The sequence below is a fragment of the Mycobacterium sp. NGS29 genome (assembly GCF_059812965.1).
On record NZ_JCALDR010000004.1, the window covers coordinates 268,269 to 283,832 of the forward strand.

Consider the following 15,564-nt stretch of genomic DNA (forward strand, 5'->3'; position numbering starts at 1 on the left):
CTTGCGATCGCCGCTATCCTGACCGCGTGCCTGTTGCGACGCCCTACGAGGATCTGTTGCGCCTAGTCCTCGAGACCGGGACGGCCAAATCCGACCGCACCGGTACCGGGACCCGCAGCCTGTTCGGCCAGCAGCTGCGATACGACCTGTCGGCCGGGTTTCCGCTGCTCACCACCAAGAAGGTGCACTTCAAGTCGGTGGTGTATGAGTTGCTGTGGTTCCTGCGCGGTGAGTCCAACATCGGCTGGCTGCACCAGCACGGCGTCACCATTTGGGACGAATGGGCAAGCGACACAGGAGAACTCGGCCCGATCTACGGTGTCCAGTGGCGGTCCTGGCCGACGCCGGATGGTGCGTACATCGACCAGATCAGTGCCGCGCTGGAGTTGCTGCGTACCGATCCGGACTCGCGGCGCATCATCGTCTCGGCCTGGAACGTCGGCGACATCCCGCAGATGGCGCTGCCGCCATGCCACGCGTTCTTCCAGTTCTATGTGGCCGACGGCCGGCTGAGCTGCCAGCTCTACCAGCGCAGCGCCGACCTGTTTCTCGGGGTGCCGTTCAACATCGCCAGCTACGCGCTGCTCACCCACATGATGGCCGCTCAAGCCGGACTGGCGGTCGGTGAGTTCGTCTGGACCGGTGGGGACTGCCACATCTACGACAATCACGTCGAACAGGTGGCGCTGCAGCTGCGCCGCGAACCTCGTCCCTATCCGAAACTTGTTCTGAAACAACGGAATTCGATCTTTGATTACACCTATGACGACGTCGTCGTGGAGAACTACGACCCGCACCCGGCAATCAAAGCACCTGTAGCTGTATGACGGCCCTGGTCTGGGCGCAATCCACGTCCGGTGTGATCGGCCGCGGTGGCGACATCCCGTGGCGCCTGCCCGAGGACCTGGCCCGGTTCAAGCAGCTGACGATGGGGCACACGGTGGTGATGGGTCGGCATACCTGGGACTCGCTGCCCGCCCGGGTGCGGCCGTTGCCGGGGCGCCGCAACATCGTGCTGTCCCGCCAGGCCGGCTTCACCGCGGACGGTGCCCAAGTGATGGGATCGTTGGACCAGGCGTTGACCGCAGACGACACGTGGATAATTGGCGGCGGGCAGATCTATGCGCTGGCGTTGCCGCTGGCCACCCGGTGTGAAGTCACCGAGGTCGATATTGAACTGCCGCGCGACGACGAAGACGCGCTGGCCCCCCTGCTCGACGAGGCGTGGGTGGGTACAACGGGGGAATGGCTGGTCAGCCGCGAAGGATTGCGGTACCGGTTCCACAGCTATATACGGCCGTAACTGCCGGCCCGCCGCGTCTGACGTGGTCGCCTCGGTAGGCCGGGAAGTGAAGAAGGGGGAATGCAAATGGTGACCGAACCCGTCAAGACATTCGCCCGCAGGTTCCGGGGCTACGACCCGGCCGCGGTCGATGCGCACATCGAGGCGCTGACCACCAGGCAGCAGCTGTTGCGCGACGACGTCGAGAGTCTCCGGACCCGGTTGACGGAATCCGGCGAGCAGGCGGCGGCGCTGCGCAACGAGGTCGACCTGCTCATCGAAACGTCGGATTCGCCGCACGCGGTGCAGCAGCGGATGGCGAAGATGCTGCGCCGTGCCGTCGACGAGGTGTCCCAGATGCAGGCCGAGGCGCAAGCCGAAGCCGACGCGCTCCTTGCCGAGGCTCGGGCCGAGGCTGAAGCGGAGCGGCGCAAGCACGAAGAGCTGGTGGCGGGCCTGGTCGCGCGGCAGCAGGAGATGGAAGCCGAGTACGCCGAGACCAAGCAGCGCCTCGAGGCCGAGCTGGCCGCCATGCGCGCCGAGACGCGATCGGCCATCGACGACGCCTGGCAGGAAAGTCAACGCGAGCGCGACCAACTCCTGGCCGACACCAAACAGGAAGCCGATCATTACCGTGAGCAGGCCCGGCGCGCTGTGGTCGAGGCGGCCCGGCAGCGGATCAAGGTGCTGGAGCAGCTGATGGGCGTCTACCGCGACCTGGAATCGATTCCGGCTGCTCTGCAGGCGGCACACGACGCCGAGGTGGCATTCGGGGAACAGGGCAACTCGGCCGACACCAACGGCGCAACAGGCCGGAAAGTCGCCGCGGGATAGCCGGCGGCAATACGGCCGTTGACTGCAACGAACCGGTAGTCTCGGCGCGGTGTCGGTCCGCATTCCCAGGCTGACCACCGCGCAGGCCAGGCGGATAGCCGTGGCGGCGCAGGGATTCGGCGCACCGCGGCCCCAGGCTCCCATCACCCGTGCGCAGCTGCGGCGGCTGATTTCGCGGATCCAGGTGCTACAGCTGGATTCCGTGTCGGTGGCGGTGCGGGCCCATTACGCCCCGGTGTTCAGCCGGCTCGGACCTTATGACCGCGATGTGCTGGATCGCGCCGCGTGGGGGCCACGAAGCGCACGGCTGTTCGCCGAATACTGGGCGCACGAAGCTGCGCTGATGGCGGTGGACGATTGGCCGTTGATGCGCTGGCGGATGCGGCAATACCAGCACGGCCGGTGGGGGGTCCATATCGTCAAAGCCAACCCACAACTCGCCGACGACGTCCTGGCCGCTGTTGCCGAACTCGGGCCCAGCACCGCCGGTGAGATCGAAACGCATCTCGAAGCGGAACCCCGCGGCGCGCGGGGACCCTGGTGGGGGCGTAGCGACACCAAGTGGGTTGCCGAGGCGCTGTTCGCCGCCGGGGTGTTGACGACGGCCACCCGGGTCGGATTCGCACGGCACTACGACCTGGTGGAACGCGTGTTGCCGGCCGACGTGCTGGCCCGCAACGTCGACGACGACGAGGCCATCCGCGAACTCGTGCTGCGGGCGGCCACCGCGTTGGGGGTGGGTACCGAAGCCGACATCCGCGACTACTTCCGGCTGTCCGCGCAGCAGGTCAAACCGGCGGTAGCCGAGTTGGTCGCCCACGGTGAGATCGAGCCGGTGGAGGTTGACGGCTGGACGGCACCGGCATATCTACGGGCGCGTTCGGTGCCTCGCTACGACCGCGGCACCGCGTTGCTGTGCCCGTTCGACCCGCTGATCTTCTTCCGGCCGCGGGTGGAGCGGCTGTTCGGCTTTCACTACCGCATCGAGATCTACACGCCGGCGGCCAAACGGCAGTACGGCTACTACGTGTGGCCCTTGCTGTTGGACGGTCAATTGGTGGCGCGGGTGGACCTCAAGGCTGACCGCGCCGCCGATGCGCTGCGGGTGCTGGGTGCGTTTGGGGAGCCCGGGATCGATCGCCGGCGGGTAGCGGGGGCGCTGGCCAAGGAGCTGGCGTCGATGGCGAGGTGGTTGGGCTTGAGCGGGGTCTCGGTGGCCGATCGGGGTGATCTGGCGGCTGAACTGGAAACGGCCTCCGGGCAGTCGGGCTGATGAACAGGACCGACACGGTGAAACTGAGCGGTCAGCTGCGACTTTCGCAAGCCGAAGCGACGGCTACCCACATCGCGTCGACCGACGATGAGATCAGCCACCTGGGGTGGCCTATCGCTGGTGGCGCGGGACTGCCCCAGCTCTCGCCAACGGTATGTGTCTATCAACACATACCGTGGTTTCTTCAGTCGGAGCCATTGGCGGAGATCGAGACGCCCGGCCGTGCATCGGTACGCCGGTCGTCGAACAGGCTGTAGAAGCCGTCGACGAGAAGGTCGCGCGATCGACGAAGGAGTTGCTTGAGGCGTTCGGCGAATCGGCGTTGAGCTGACCCACGCTGCCGACCAGGTCGAGCAACTCATCCCCGCGGTGGAGCAAACCGGCCGACGCCGGTACCGGTACCGCGGGTTAAGGTGAGCGCCGTGGCCCAGACCGCACCGCTCCGCGTGCAACTGATCGCCAAGACCGACTTCCTGGCGCCCCCGGACGTGCCCTGGACGACCGACGGCCTAGGCGGCTCGGCGCTGGTCGAGTTCGCCGGCCGGGCTTGCTATCAGAGCTGGTCCAAACCCAATCCGCGGACGGCGACCAACTCCGGCTACATCAAGCACATCATCGACGTCGGACATTTCTCGGTGCTCGAACACGCCAGTGTGTCGTTCTACATCACCGGGATCTCGCGGTCCTGCACCCATGAGCTGATCCGGCACCGGCATTTCTCCTACTCCCAGCTGTCCCAGCGCTACGTGCCCGAAAACGAGTCGCAGATCGTGGTCCCGCCCGGGATGGAGGACGACCCCGAACTGCGGGAGATCCTGCTTGCGGCAGCCGACGCCAGCCGCGCCACCTACACCGAGCTGCTGGCCAAGCTGGAAGCCAAGTTTGCCGATCAACCCAACGCCGTGCTGCGGCGCAAGCAGGCCCGCCAGGCTGCCCGTGCGGTACTGCCGAACGCCACCGAGACGCGCATCGTGGTGACTGGCAACTATCGGGCCTGGCGGCACTTCATCGCCATGCGGGCCAGCGAACACGCCGACGTGGAGATCCGCCGACTGGCCATCGCGTGCCTGCGTCAACTCGCCGACGTCGCGCCCGCGGTGTTCGCCGACTTCGAGGTGACCAGCCTGGCGGACGGCTCCGAAGTTGCGACCAGTCCTTTCGCGACCGAAGCCTGAGCCCGCGCAGCGGGGGAAGGCGCAGGTCGCCATCGGACCGGGTGACGGAAGCCTGAGTCCGCGCAGCGGGGGAAGGCGCAGGTCGCCATCGGACCGGGTGACCGAAGCCCGAGTCCGTGCAGCGGGGGAAGGCGCAGGTCGCCATCGGACCGGGTGACCGAAGCCTGAGTCCGTGCGGCGGGGGAAGGCGCAGGTCGCCATCGGACCGGGTGACCGAAGCCCGAGTCCGCGGCAATGCCAAACGGCTTGCCGTAGCCAGGTAATCTGGGGAACCGTGAGCACCGTCGGATTTGACGCCCCGGCACGTCTGGGGACCCTGCTGACCGCGATGGTGACACCGTTTGACGCCGAGGGCGCGCTGGACACCAAGGCTGCGGCCCGGGTGGCAACCCACCTGGTTGATCAGGGCTGTGACGGTCTGGTGGTCTCAGGCACCACCGGCGAGTCGCCGACCACCACTGACGACGAGAAGCGTGAGCTGTTGCGAGTGGTTCTGGACGCGGTGGGCGACCGGGCACGGATCGTGGCCGGCGCGGGCACCTATGACACCGCGCACAGCATCAAGCTGGCCAAAGCCGCGGCGGCCGAAGGTGCGCACGGACTGCTGGTGGTCACCCCGTATTACTCCAGGCCGCCGCAGAGCGGGCTCAAGGCGCATTTCACCGCCGTCGCGGACGCGACCGACCTGCCGATCGTGCTCTACGACATTCCGCCGCGCTCAATCGTGCCGATCGACCCCGATACATTGCGGGCGCTGGCGTCGCACCCGAACATCGTCGGGGTCAAGGACGCCAAGGCCGACCTGCACAGCGGGGGACAGGTCATCGCCGAGACCGGGTTGGCTTACTACTCCGGGGACGACGCCCTCAATCTGCCCTGGCTGGCCGTGGGCGCGACGGGTTTCATCAGCGTGATCTCGCATCTGGCCGCTGGTCAACTCCGAGAGTTGTTGTCCGCGTTCAACTCTGGAGATCTCGCCACCGCCCGCAAAATCAACGTCTCGGTCGCGCCCCTGTGCAACGCGATGGCCCGGCTGGGTGGGGTGACGTTGTCCAAAGCGGGTCTGCGTCTGCAGGGCATCGACGCCGGTGACCCCCGGTTGCCGCAGGTCGCCGCCACCCCGGAACAACTCGACGCACTTGCCGCCGATATGCGTGCGGCATCCGTGCTCCGGTGAGCCGCGCGTGAACTCCGAACTCGCTCCACCCGGTCCGCTGACCGCGGGCGGACTGCGGGTCACCGCGCTCGGCGGGATCAGCGAAATCGGCCGCAACATGACGGTTTTCGAGCATTTGGGTCGGCTGCTGATCATCGACTGCGGGGTCATGTTCCCCACCCATGATGAGCCGGGTGTCGACCTGATCCTGCCCGATCTGCGTCACATCGAAGACCGCCTGGACGACATCGAGGCGTTGGTGCTCACCCACGCCCACGAGGACCACATCGGGGCGATTCCGTTCCTACTCAAGCTGCGCCCGGACATCCCGGTCGTCGGCTCCAGGTTCACCCTGGCGCTGGTGTCTGCCAAGTGCCGCGAGCACCGCATCAAACCGGTGTTCGTCGAGGTCAAAGAGGGCCAGAGCAGCCGGCACGGCGTGTTCGAGTGCGAATACTTCGCCGTCAACCACTCCATTCCCGACGCGCTGGCCATCGCCGTGTACACCGGTGCGGGCACCGTGCTGCACACCGGTGACATCAAGCTCGACCAGTTGCCGCTCGACGGCCGCCCGACCGACCTGCCCGGTATGTCGCGACTGGGCGACGCCGGTGTGGATCTGTTCCTGTGCGATTCCACCAACGCCGAGCACCCCGGGGTCGGGCCGTCGGAAAGCGAAATCGGCCCCACCCTGCACCGGTTGATCCGCGGTGCAGACGGCCGGGTCATCGTGGCGTGTTTCGCCTCCAACGTTGACCGGGTGCAGCAGATCATCGATGCCGCAGTGGCATTGGGCCGCCGGGTGTCGTTCGTCGGCCGGTCCATGGTGCGTAACATGGCGATCGCGCGCGATCTCGGGTTCTTGAACGTCGCGGATTCCGACCTGGTCGACATCGCGGCAGCCGAGATGCTGCCGCCCGACCAGGTGGTGTTGGTCACCACCGGCACCCAGGGCGAGCCGATGGCGGCGCTGTCGCGGATGTCGCGCGGCGAGCACCGGAGCATCACGCTGACGGCGGGCGACCTCATCGTGCTGTCGTCCTCACTGATCCCGGGCAACGAGGAGGCGGTGTTCGGCGTCATCGATGCGCTGGCCAAGATCGGCGCCCGGGTTGTCACCAATGCTCAAGCGCGCGTGCATGTTTCGGGTCACGCCTACGCCGGGGAGTTGCTGTTCCTCTACAACGGGGTACGTCCGCGCCACGTCATGCCGGTGCACGGAACCTGGCGGCACCTGCGGGCCAACGCCAAGCTGGCCGCCAGCACCGGGGTGCCCGAGGAGTCGATTCTGGTGGCCGAGAACGGCGTCAGTGTCGACCTGGTGGCCGGCAAGGCCAGGATCGCGGGCGCGGTGCCGGTCGGGAAGATGTTCGTCGACGGCTTGATCACCGGCGACGTCGGTGACATCACGCTGGGCGAGCGGCTGATCTTGGCCCAGGGTTTCGTCGCGGTGACCGTCGTCGTCAAGCGCGGCACCGCGGTACCGGTGTTGCCGCCGCACCTGCAATCGCGCGGTTTCTCCGAAGATCCGAAGGCGCTGGAACCCGTGGTGCGCAAGGTCGAAGCTGAACTGGAAGCGTTGGCCGCCAACAACGTCGTCGACCCGATCCGGATCGCCCAGGGGGTGCGCCGCACCGTCGGCAAATGGGTGGGCGAGACCTACCGCCGCCAACCGATGATCGTGCCGACGGTCATCGAAGTCTGACGCTCGGGCCCACGCTCGGCGAGCAGGGGCGGAGGTCTGTCCGCTACATTTTCTCGGCGTATGCCGACCATTCGACCTGCGAGGTGTTCAGCTTGCGCCCGGTGGGCGCGACATAGCGCTGCATGAGTTCGTCGGGTCCGAGTTGCTCCCTGAGTCGCCAGCCGTACTCGGCCAGGAACGGCGCCACTTCCTCTGGTTCAAGACCGAAGTGCCACAATGGCTTTCGCCCGCGGACCGAGCGGTACAAGGTCCGGGTGCCGTATCGGTCGGTGCCGTCGATGAAGTCGCGACGGACATAGGTGAACACCAGGCGACTGCCCGGCGCCGTCGGCCGCAGGCCCTTCAGTGTGGTGCGCACCGCGTCCTCGGTGAGGTACTGGGTGACGCCTTCCCAAACGAAGAACACCCGGTAGTCGGGCAGGTAGCCGTGCTCGGCCAGCGCGGTCAGCAGATCGTCGCGTTCGAAGTTCAACGCCACCAACCGAACTGAGAGCGGCAGCTCGCCCAGCACCCGTCGTACCGTCTTGGCTTTGCGGGCGATGTTGACCGGCAGGTCCACCTCGAAGAAGAGTTTGCGAGTCTGCCGGTTCAGTCGGTAGGCGCGAGTGTCCAAGCCCGCGCCGAGCACCACCACGGCGTCGATCTGGTCGCGCACCTCGTCCAGCTTCTCGTCGATGAATCGTTTGCGGCAGGCCAGATTGGCCCACAGGCCGCGACCGGTCCGTTCTGACGTGCGGATCAGCGCGCGACGGACGGCAGGCCACCGGGTGGTGGCGACGAGCAGACGCATCGGTATCGGTAGGAAGAGTTCGGCGAGGTCGTCGTCCACCAACCTGCGGTCGGCAGGCTCGTTCTGCTCGACAGCCGTCAGCACCATGGGGCCAAAGGCAGTGCGTGCAGCGGAGTTTCGGGACATGTGCCTACCTCTTGTTGACGCAGCCCGCATCCACCGGCATGGCGATGCCGGTGATGTAGCGAGCCTGGTCAGATACCAGCCACGCCACGGCGTTGGCGATGTCTTCGGGCTGCATGATCTGCACGGGAAGCGCATTGCCGGCGCCCGCAGCAAATCCGGACGAAGCCATATCCGCCAGCCACTTCAGGGTGAACTCATTGTTGATCATCGGCGTTGCTACCCCGCTCGGATGGATCGAATTCACTCGAATATTGTGCGGGGCAAGCAGATTGGCATACACCCGCATCAAACCGACCAGCCCGTGTTTGGCGGCCGCGTAGCCGATCGCGCCGGCGTCGGCGCTGGCCACGCCGATCAGACCCGCCGACGAACTGATCAACACGATCGACCCGCCGTCTTCCCGCATTTTCAGCGCCGGTATCGCGACCTCGATCGTGTAGTACACGCCGGTCAGGTTGACGTCGATGACGTCGCGCCACCCGTCGTCGCCGGACTGCATCGGGGCGATACCGGCGTTGGCGACGACGATGTCGAGCCGGCCGAAGCGGTCGATGCCGGCCTGCAATGCGGCCTGCAGCGCGGCTCGGTCCCGGACATCGGCCTGCTGTGCCACGATTCCGGCGCCGGTGTCTTCGACCAACTGGGCAGTGGTCGCCAATTCTTCGGCGGAACCCAGCGGATAGCGGACGCTGTCGATCTGATCGCACAGGTCGACAGCGATGATGTCTGCGCCGTCAGCGGCCAGTCGCACCGCATGGGCGCGGCCCTGGCCACGTGCGGCGCCGGTGATGAAGGCAACTCGGCCCTCCAGCGGGCGGGGCATCAGGCGCGGATTTGCCCTTTATCAGGGTCGCCGGCCGGAACGGGCTGCAACATCTTGATGTCGGGTGCTCCGGCCAGGTGCTCGCCCGCGGCGCTGAACATCTTGCCGATGGCGGGTGACGTGCTGTGCGTCTTGAGGGCTTCCTCATCGGCCCACTGCTCCACGAACACGAAGGTCTCGCCAGTCTGGTGCAGCGAGTACAACTGGCAGCCGGGTTCGTCGTGCACCTCGCCGACCGCGGTGGTGAGGATCTCGCGGACGGTGTCGACCGATTCGGGCTTGACGGCGAGGGTGGCGACGACGACGACGGGCATGCTGGGGACTCCTGACGACTCTGGCGGGATGTGACGGGTGCAACTCGGCGACCGATTGTCACCCTACTCAGCCCGCCTGGTCACGAAACGGGGCACAGCTGCGGGGCAGCCAGAGATGCTTTTGTTACTAGTGTGGCGGTTGGTGCAGATGAGACTTTTGCGACTAGGCTTGCGGGCATGGCTAGTAAGACCGCGGCCCGCTCCGGAGCCCGAACGACCAGGTCAAAGGCGGCTTCCGGGGCTGGTGCGCGAAACGCCCGGTCGGGCGCACCGTCCCAGGCGCCCAGGAAACGTCCGAACAAGCCGGTCAAGCGGGCGACCAGGCCGGCGCGGCGCCGAAACCGGTCGCTGCTGGTCTCGGCGGGGCTCACTTGCGGCCGGGCGGCACGCGCGTCCTGGATGATGGCCGCCAGGGGCACCGGGAGCGCGGCGCGTTCGATCGGCCAAGCGCGCCATATCGAGCCCGGACATCGTCGCGACGGCATCGCGCTCGCGCTGTTCGCGGTCGCCGTAATCGTCGCCGCCAGTTCGTGGTTCGGCGCCGCCCGGCCGGTTGGCGCGTGGGTGGACGCGGGGCTGCGGATGTTCATCGGTTCGGCGGTGCTGCTCCTGCCGCTAGTCGCCGCCGCCGTGGCGATCGTGCTGATGCGCACGGCGCCCGACCCCGATGCGCGGCCCCGCCTCATTCTCGGCTCGAGCATGATCACCCTGTCGTTCCTGGGATTGCGACACCTGTGGTCAGGATCGCCCGAGCTTCCCGAGATGCGTAGGCGGGCAGCGGGATTCGTCGGGTTCGCCATCGGTGGCCCGCTCTCCGATGGCCTGACGCCGTGGATCGCGGCGCCGCTGCTGTTCATCGGTGCCCTGTTCGGACTGTTGCTGCTGACCGGCATCACCATGCGTGAAGTACCCGATGCGCTCCGAAACATGTTCGGTACCCGGCTGTTTCACCGCGACTACGACGAGTACGACGACGAGGACGACCAGGACTTCGCCGGGGACGACGCCGACACCGAGGAAGTCACACCGGCCGAGGACTTCTCCGACGGCTATTACGACCAGTCGATCGATGACGTGCCGAGGGCGTGGCCGTCAGCCAAGGAACCGGTACCGGCCGAGCCGGTCGCCGACGACACGCCGACCGTTCCGGAACCCCGCCGGAAAAGTGCCAAGGCCGCGAAACGCGACACCGAGGTACTGGACCGGGTTGTCGAGGGCCCCTACACCCTGCCGTCGCTCGAGCTGCTCGTGGCCGGCGACCCGCCGAAAAAACGCAGTGCCGCCAACACGCACATGTCCGACGCCATCGGGGACGTGCTGACCCAGTTCAAGGTCGACGCAGCCGTCACCGGCTGCACCCGCGGTCCCACCGTCACCCGCTACGAGGTCGAACTGGGCCCCGGGGTCAAGGTGGAGAAGATCACCGCACTGCAGAAGAACATCGCCTACGCGGTGGCCACCGAAAGCGTCCGCATGCTGGCCCCGATCCCCGGCAAGTCCGCGGTCGGCATCGAGGTGCCCAACACCGACCGCGAAATGGTGCGCCTGTCCGACGTCCTGACCGCACCGTCGACCCGGCGTGACCACCACCCGCTGGTGATCGGGCTGGGCAAGGACATCGAAGGTGACTTCATCTCGGCCAACCTGGCCAAGATGCCGCACCTGCTGGTCGCCGGGTCCACCGGATCGGGCAAGTCCAGCTTCGTCAACTCGATGTTGGTCTCGCTGCTGACCCGGGCCACCCCGGAAGAAGTCAGGATGATCCTGATCGACCCGAAGATGGTGGAGCTGACGCCCTACGAAGGCATTCCGCACCTGATCACCCCGATCATCACCCAGCCGAAGAAGGCGGCGGCGGCGTTGGCGTGGCTGGTCGAGGAGATGGAGCAGCGCTACCAGGACATGCAGGCGTCCCGGGTGCGCCACATCGACGACTTCAACGCCAAGGTGCGTTCCGGTGCGATCACCACCCCACTGGGCAGCCAGCGGGAGTACCGGCCCTACCCCTACGTGCTGGCGATCGTCGACGAGCTGGCCGACCTGATGATGACCGCACCACGCGACGTGGAGGACGCGATCGTGCGGATCACCCAGAAGGCGCGCGCGGCCGGCATCCACCTGGTGCTGGCCACCCAGCGCCCGTCCGTCGACGTCGTCACGGGGCTGATCAAGACCAACGTGCCGTCGCGGCTGGCGTTCGCCACCTCCTCACTGACCGACAGCCGGGTGATCCTGGACCAGGCCGGCGCCGAGAAACTCATCGGCATGGGCGACGGGTTGTTCCTGCCCATGGGTGCGAGCAAACCGGTGCGCCTGCAGGGCGCCTACATCAGCGACGAAGAGATCCAAGCCGTCGTCGCAGCCTGCAAGGACCAGGCCGAACCCGAATACACCGAGGGCGTCACCGCCGCCAAGTCCACCGGCGAACGCACCGACGTGGACCCCGACATCGGCGACGACATGGACGTGTTCCTGCAGGCCGTGGAGCTGGTGGTATCCAGCCAGTTCGGCTCGACGTCCATGCTGCAGCGCAAGCTGCGGGTCGGCTTCGCCAAGGCCGGCCGGCTGATGGACCTGATGGAGACCCGCGGCATCGTCGGGCCGTCCGAGGGGTCCAAGGCGCGCGAGGTGCTGGTCAAGCCCGACGAGCTGGCCGGCACGCTGGCCTTGATCCGGGGCGGCAGCAACGCCGACGGATCCGAATAGGCCGCTCGCGCGCCTACAAGACCAGCAGCATGCGGGAGTTCCCCAGCGTGTTGGGTTTGACGTAGCTCAGGTCGAGGAACTCGGCGACACCGATGTCATAAGAGCGGCACATCTCCTCGAATACCTCGGCGGTGACCGGAGTGCCCTCGATCTCGGTAAATCCGTGCCGGCTGAAGAATTCGGTCTCGAAGGTCAGCACGAAGAGTCGCCGCAACTCCAGCTCGCGCGCGACTTCCAGAAGCTGCGCGACGATCGCGTGCCCGATGCCGTGGCCGGTCAGCGCGGGATCGACCGCCACGGTCCGGATTTCGCCGAGATCGGACCACAGCACATGCAATGCTCCGCAGCCCACGACCTTGCCGGAACCGTCAGGGTGTTCGGCGACCCAGAATTCCTGGACGGCCTCATAGAGCGTGACGAGATTCTTTTCCAGCAGGATGCGTCCGGAATAAGTGTCGACGAGTTGTTTGATCGCGGGCACATCGGACGTGCGCGCGCGCCGCACCACCGGCCCAGAATCCGGTCGACTTTCGTTCACGCCGCCACAGTATCGACGTCGAGGTTCGCTTGAGCTGGTCAACAGCTATTCTGTTGCCGTGTCGGGGCAGCCGGAAACCGGTGAGATAGCTGGTCCTGCCAGCATTGCCAACCTGGCCAATGTGCTCACGCTGCTCCGCCTGGTATTGGTCCCGATCTTCTTGTACGCCTTGTTCTACGGCGACGGTCACCACACCTACGCGCGGATCGTCGCGTGGGCGATTTTCGCCGTCGCCTGCATCACTGATCGGTTTGACGGCCAGCTGGCCCGCAATTACGGGATGGCGACGGAATTCGGCGCCTTCATCGATCCGATCGCGGACAAGACCCTGATCGGCGCGGCGCTGATCGGTCTGTCGATGCTGGGCGAGCTGCCATGGTGGATCACCGTGCTGATCATGAGCCGTGAAATCGCGATCACCGTGTTGCGGCTGGCCGTCATCCGGCGTGGTGTCATTCCCGCCAGCTGGGGCGGCAAGGTGAAAACACTGGTCCAAGCGGTGGCGATCGGGTTGTTCGTCCTGCCGTTGTCAGGTTTCCTGCACACGGCGGCGCAGGTGGTGATGGGACTGGCGATCCTGTTGACGGTGGTGACCGGCATCGACTACGTGGCTTCGACGGTCCGCGAAATCCGGCACACCAAACCCGCAGCCTAGATTTCAGCGCGTCGCCGGGAACCATCGCCGCCCGCAGCTGCGTTGACCTGAAGTCCCATGTTTTTTGGGGGATCCGGCGGATGAAGGAGAGCGCAATGGCGGCACTGGTGCGCGAGGTCATTGGCGACGTGCTGCGGGGAGCCCGGACGGCACAGGGCCGCACGCTGCGCGAGGTGTCCGATTCGGCGCGGGTCAGCCTCGGGTATCTCTCCGAAGTCGAACGCGGCCGCAAAGAGCCGTCCAGCGAACTGCTGACCGCGATCTGTGAAGCGCTGCAGGTCCCGCTGTCGCAAGTCCTCATCGACGCCGGCGAGCGGCTGGCCGGTGAGGACCGTGCCGCCCGCAGCGCGATTCCGGGCATCGACGCCGGCACCAAGGTGGTTATTCCGCCGGTTGCCCGGCTGGCCGTGGCCTGAGTGCTGCAGCGGCACTGAGGGTGGGGCTGAGCGCGCTCACCTACTAAGTTGAGCGGCAAGGGTAGCGTTGCGGCCCAACCGGCACACAAGAAGCGAAGGCGGAGCTCACCGATGGCCAATCCGTTCGTCAAAGCGTGGAAATACGTCATGGCGTTGTTCAACTCCAAGATCGACGAGCACGCCGACCCCAAGGTGCAGATTCAGCAGGCCATCGAGGAGGCCCAGCGCACCCACCAGGCGCTGACCCAGCAGGCCGCGCAGGTGATCGGCAATCAGCGCCAGCTGGAGATGCGGTTGAACCGGCAGCTGGCGGACATCGAGAAGCTGCAGGTCAACGTGCGTCAGGCGCTGACCCTGGCGGACCAGGCCGTCGCCAGCGGAGATGCCGCCAAGGCGACCGAGTACAACAACGCGGCAGAGGCGTTCGCTGCCCAGCTGGTCACCGCCGAGCAGAGCGTCGAGGACCTCAAGACCCTGCACGACCAAGCCCTGCAGGCGGCCGGACAGGCCAAGAAGGCCGTCGAACGCAACGCGATGGTGCTGCAGCAGAAGATCGCCGAACGCACCAAGCTGCTCAGCCAGCTCGAGCAGGCCAAGATGCAGGAGCAGGTGAGCGCGTCGCTGCGCTCGATGAGCGATCTCGCCGCGCCGGGCAACACCCCGAGCCTCGACGAGGTCCGCGACAAGATCGAGCGGCGCTACGCCAACGCGGTCGGTTCGGCCGAACTGGCGCAGAGCTCGGTGCAGGGCCGGATGCTCGAGGTCGAGCAGGCGGGCGTCCAGATGGCCGGGCATTCCCGGCTGGAGCAGATCCGCGCCTCGATGCGCGGCGACGCGCTGCCGGCCGGTGGCGCGGCCGCGCCGGGGATCAACACCACCAAGCCGGTGACCGAGACCGGCGGCGCGGTTCCCGAGAAACCCTTCGGCCAGTAGGAGAGTGGACTGATGGTGGCGAGGTCGAATCAGCGCGGGTTGTGGCGGGGATTGCTGCAGCGTGGATTCGACACCCTCGCCGACGCGACCGACCTGCTGGCCAGAAAGGTCACCGCCATCTCCGACCCCCGCGCGCGCCAGCTGCGGCGGCGTCGACGCGCGCTGCGCTGGGCCTGGATCTTCACCGCCGGAGTGGCGTTCTGGGGGCTGGTGACCGCGGTGCTGGCGGCGTGGGGCTGGTTTGCGCTGCTGCTGCAGATCACCGGCGCCGTGGCGGTGCTGATGGTGATTCCGGCGACGCTGCTGTTCTTCCGCTACCGATGGTTGAAAGCCGAGCCCCTTCCCGCGCAGCGACCGGCCGGCGTGCGACGACTGCCGCCGTCCGGTTCGGCGGCGCGCCCGGCGATGTATGCGCTGGGTGCCTCCGAACGGGGATTCTTCTCGCTGCTCGGGGTGATCGAGCGCGGCGCGATGCTGCCGGCCGAGGAAATCGGGGACCTGACCGACGCGGCGAAACGTAGCTCGGCGGCAATGGCGGCCACCGCGGCCGAGGTGGTGTCGATGGAACGCGCCGCGCATTCGTCGGCGTCCTCGCGCTCATACCTGGTGCCGACCATCAACGCCTATACCGCACAGCTGGGCGCCGGTGTCCGCCAATACAACGAGATGGTGACCGCGGCGGCGCATCTGGTCTCGTCGGCCAACGGCGACAACGGCGGCGGCGTGGTGATGCTCACCCAGCAGCGATACCGCGACGAGCTCGTCGGCGCCACCGACCGGTTACTCGGATGGGCGCAGGCTTTCGACGAACTCGGCGGTCTCAGAAAGGCCCAGTAGG

Annotated in this window: 16 protein-coding genes; 12 read left to right on the forward strand and 4 right to left on the reverse strand. The window is 66.9% G+C overall.

The genetic code is table 11. From position 1 onward, the window contains the following. The first annotated feature begins 26 nt into the window (after window positions 1-26). The 7 genes from AC5Y5Z_RS07825 (at window position 27) to AC5Y5Z_RS07855 (ending at window position 7,425) form a co-directional block, all read left to right on the forward strand. Window positions 27-827, forward strand: coding sequence for a thymidylate synthase (locus tag AC5Y5Z_RS07825; protein WP_463826936.1), 801 nt, complete (start codon window positions 27-29; stop codon window positions 825-827). Continuing rightward, the gene (locus tag AC5Y5Z_RS07830; RefSeq protein WP_463826935.1) at window positions 824-1,303 is read left to right on the forward strand and encodes a dihydrofolate reductase; all 480 of its coding nucleotides are present in this window, start codon (window positions 824-826) and stop codon (window positions 1,301-1,303) included. Before AC5Y5Z_RS07825 ends, AC5Y5Z_RS07830 begins: the two co-directional genes overlap by 4 nt. Window positions 1,304-1,369: 66 nt before the next feature. Next, a complete protein-coding gene (locus AC5Y5Z_RS07835; protein WP_499924433.1) occupies window positions 1,370-2,116 on the forward strand; it encodes an ATP synthase subunit B family protein in 747 nt (248 codons plus the stop codon). A gap of 61 nt (window positions 2,117-2,177) precedes the next feature. Continuing rightward, a complete protein-coding gene (locus AC5Y5Z_RS07840) occupies window positions 2,178-3,389 on the forward strand; it encodes a winged helix-turn-helix domain-containing protein (RefSeq protein WP_499924595.1) in 1,212 nt (403 codons plus the stop codon). 422 nt (window positions 3,390-3,811) lie between these two features. Next, complete coding sequence (gene thyX / locus AC5Y5Z_RS07845; protein WP_499924434.1) at window positions 3,812-4,564, forward strand: FAD-dependent thymidylate synthase; 753 nt, start codon at window positions 3,812-3,814, stop codon at window positions 4,562-4,564. A gap of 274 nt (window positions 4,565-4,838) precedes the next feature. After that, window positions 4,839-5,741 carry a 4-hydroxy-tetrahydrodipicolinate synthase gene (gene dapA / locus AC5Y5Z_RS07850; protein ID WP_473140075.1) on the forward strand — a complete coding sequence of 301 codons (903 nt, stop codon included), beginning with the start codon at window positions 4,839-4,841 and terminating at the stop codon, window positions 5,739-5,741. A gap of 7 nt (window positions 5,742-5,748) precedes the next feature. Then, entirely contained in the window at window positions 5,749-7,425 is a 1,677-nt protein-coding gene (locus tag AC5Y5Z_RS07855; RefSeq protein ID WP_463826930.1) for a ribonuclease J, read from the forward strand. Between the two features lie 43 nt (window positions 7,426-7,468). On the opposite strand, the gene AC5Y5Z_RS07860 is transcribed toward AC5Y5Z_RS07855, so the two are convergent. Genes AC5Y5Z_RS07860 through AC5Y5Z_RS07870 form a run of 3 tightly spaced genes read right to left on the reverse strand, consistent with a single transcriptional unit; the run spans window position 7,469 to window position 9,478 of the window. Next, a complete protein-coding gene (locus AC5Y5Z_RS07860; protein WP_473140073.1) occupies window positions 7,469-8,341 on the reverse strand; it encodes an SAM-dependent methyltransferase in 873 nt (290 codons plus the stop codon). A 4-nt stretch (window positions 8,342-8,345) separates the two neighbouring features. Then, window positions 8,346-9,167: a mycofactocin-coupled SDR family oxidoreductase gene (locus AC5Y5Z_RS07865; RefSeq protein ID WP_463827169.1), complete on the reverse strand. Its 822-nt coding sequence runs from the start codon at window positions 9,165-9,167 to the stop codon at window positions 8,346-8,348. Next, the gene (locus AC5Y5Z_RS07870; RefSeq protein ID WP_499924437.1) at window positions 9,164-9,478 is read right to left on the reverse strand and encodes a putative quinol monooxygenase; all 315 of its coding nucleotides are present in this window, start codon (window positions 9,476-9,478) and stop codon (window positions 9,164-9,166) included. Before AC5Y5Z_RS07870 ends, AC5Y5Z_RS07865 begins: the two co-directional genes overlap by 4 nt. A 177-nt stretch (window positions 9,479-9,655) precedes the next feature. Between AC5Y5Z_RS07870 and AC5Y5Z_RS07875 the strand changes: the two genes are divergently transcribed. After that, window positions 9,656-12,184 (forward strand): FtsK/SpoIIIE family DNA translocase, encoded by a 2,529-nt coding sequence (locus AC5Y5Z_RS07875; RefSeq protein ID WP_463826927.1) that lies wholly within the window; start codon window positions 9,656-9,658, stop codon window positions 12,182-12,184. A 13-nt stretch (window positions 12,185-12,197) separates the two neighbouring features. On the opposite strand, the gene AC5Y5Z_RS07880 is transcribed toward AC5Y5Z_RS07875, so the two are convergent. After that, a complete protein-coding gene (locus AC5Y5Z_RS07880; RefSeq protein WP_463826926.1) occupies window positions 12,198-12,722 on the reverse strand; it encodes an amino-acid N-acetyltransferase in 525 nt (174 codons plus the stop codon). A 58-nt stretch (window positions 12,723-12,780) separates the two neighbouring features. On the opposite strand from AC5Y5Z_RS07880, the gene pgsA reads away from it, so the two are divergent. The 4 genes from pgsA to pspM all read left to right on the forward strand — a co-directional run bounded on the left by pgsA (window position 12,781) and on the right by pspM (window position 15,563). After that, window positions 12,781-13,377 (forward strand): CDP-diacylglycerol--glycerol-3-phosphate 3-phosphatidyltransferase, encoded by a 597-nt coding sequence (gene pgsA / locus AC5Y5Z_RS07885; RefSeq protein WP_463826925.1) that lies wholly within the window; start codon window positions 12,781-12,783, stop codon window positions 13,375-13,377. 95 nt (window positions 13,378-13,472) lie between these two features. Further along, on the forward strand, window positions 13,473-13,793 hold the full coding sequence (gene clgR, locus AC5Y5Z_RS07890; protein ID WP_463827168.1) for a transcriptional regulator ClgR: 321 nt from the start codon (window positions 13,473-13,475) through the stop codon (window positions 13,791-13,793). 111 nt (window positions 13,794-13,904) lie between these two features. After that, complete coding sequence (gene pspA, locus AC5Y5Z_RS07895; RefSeq protein WP_463826924.1) at window positions 13,905-14,726, forward strand: phage shock protein PspA; 822 nt, start codon at window positions 13,905-13,907, stop codon at window positions 14,724-14,726. Between the two features lie 12 nt (window positions 14,727-14,738). After that, the gene (gene pspM / locus AC5Y5Z_RS07900; RefSeq protein WP_463826923.1) at window positions 14,739-15,563 is read left to right on the forward strand and encodes a phage shock envelope stress response protein PspM; all 825 of its coding nucleotides are present in this window, start codon (window positions 14,739-14,741) and stop codon (window positions 15,561-15,563) included. The last annotated feature ends 1 nt before the right edge of the window (window position 15,564 follow it).

Excerpts from the sequence above, each read along its gene's own strand:
- pspM (WP_463826923.1), top strand. The coding sequence starts at position 14,739 with ATGGTGGCGAGGTCGAATCAGCGCGGGTTGTGGCGGGGATTGCTGCAG.
- pspA (WP_463826924.1), top strand. The coding sequence starts at position 13,905 with ATGGCCAATCCGTTCGTCAAAGCGTGGAAATACGTCATGGCGTTGTTC.
- AC5Y5Z_RS07860 (WP_473140073.1), bottom strand. The coding sequence starts at position 8,341 with ATGTCCCGAAACTCCGCTGCACGCACTGCCTTTGGCCCCATGGTGCTG.
- AC5Y5Z_RS07835 (WP_499924433.1), top strand. The coding sequence starts at position 1,370 with ATGGTGACCGAACCCGTCAAGACATTCGCCCGCAGGTTCCGGGGCTAC.
- AC5Y5Z_RS07870 (WP_499924437.1), bottom strand. The coding sequence starts at position 9,478 with ATGCCCGTCGTCGTCGTCGCCACCCTCGCCGTCAAGCCCGAATCGGTC.
- AC5Y5Z_RS07875 (WP_463826927.1), top strand. The coding sequence starts at position 9,656 with ATGGCTAGTAAGACCGCGGCCCGCTCCGGAGCCCGAACGACCAGGTCA.
- AC5Y5Z_RS07830 (WP_463826935.1), top strand. The coding sequence starts at position 824 with ATGACGGCCCTGGTCTGGGCGCAATCCACGTCCGGTGTGATCGGCCGC.
- clgR (WP_463827168.1), top strand. The coding sequence starts at position 13,473 with ATGGCGGCACTGGTGCGCGAGGTCATTGGCGACGTGCTGCGGGGAGCC.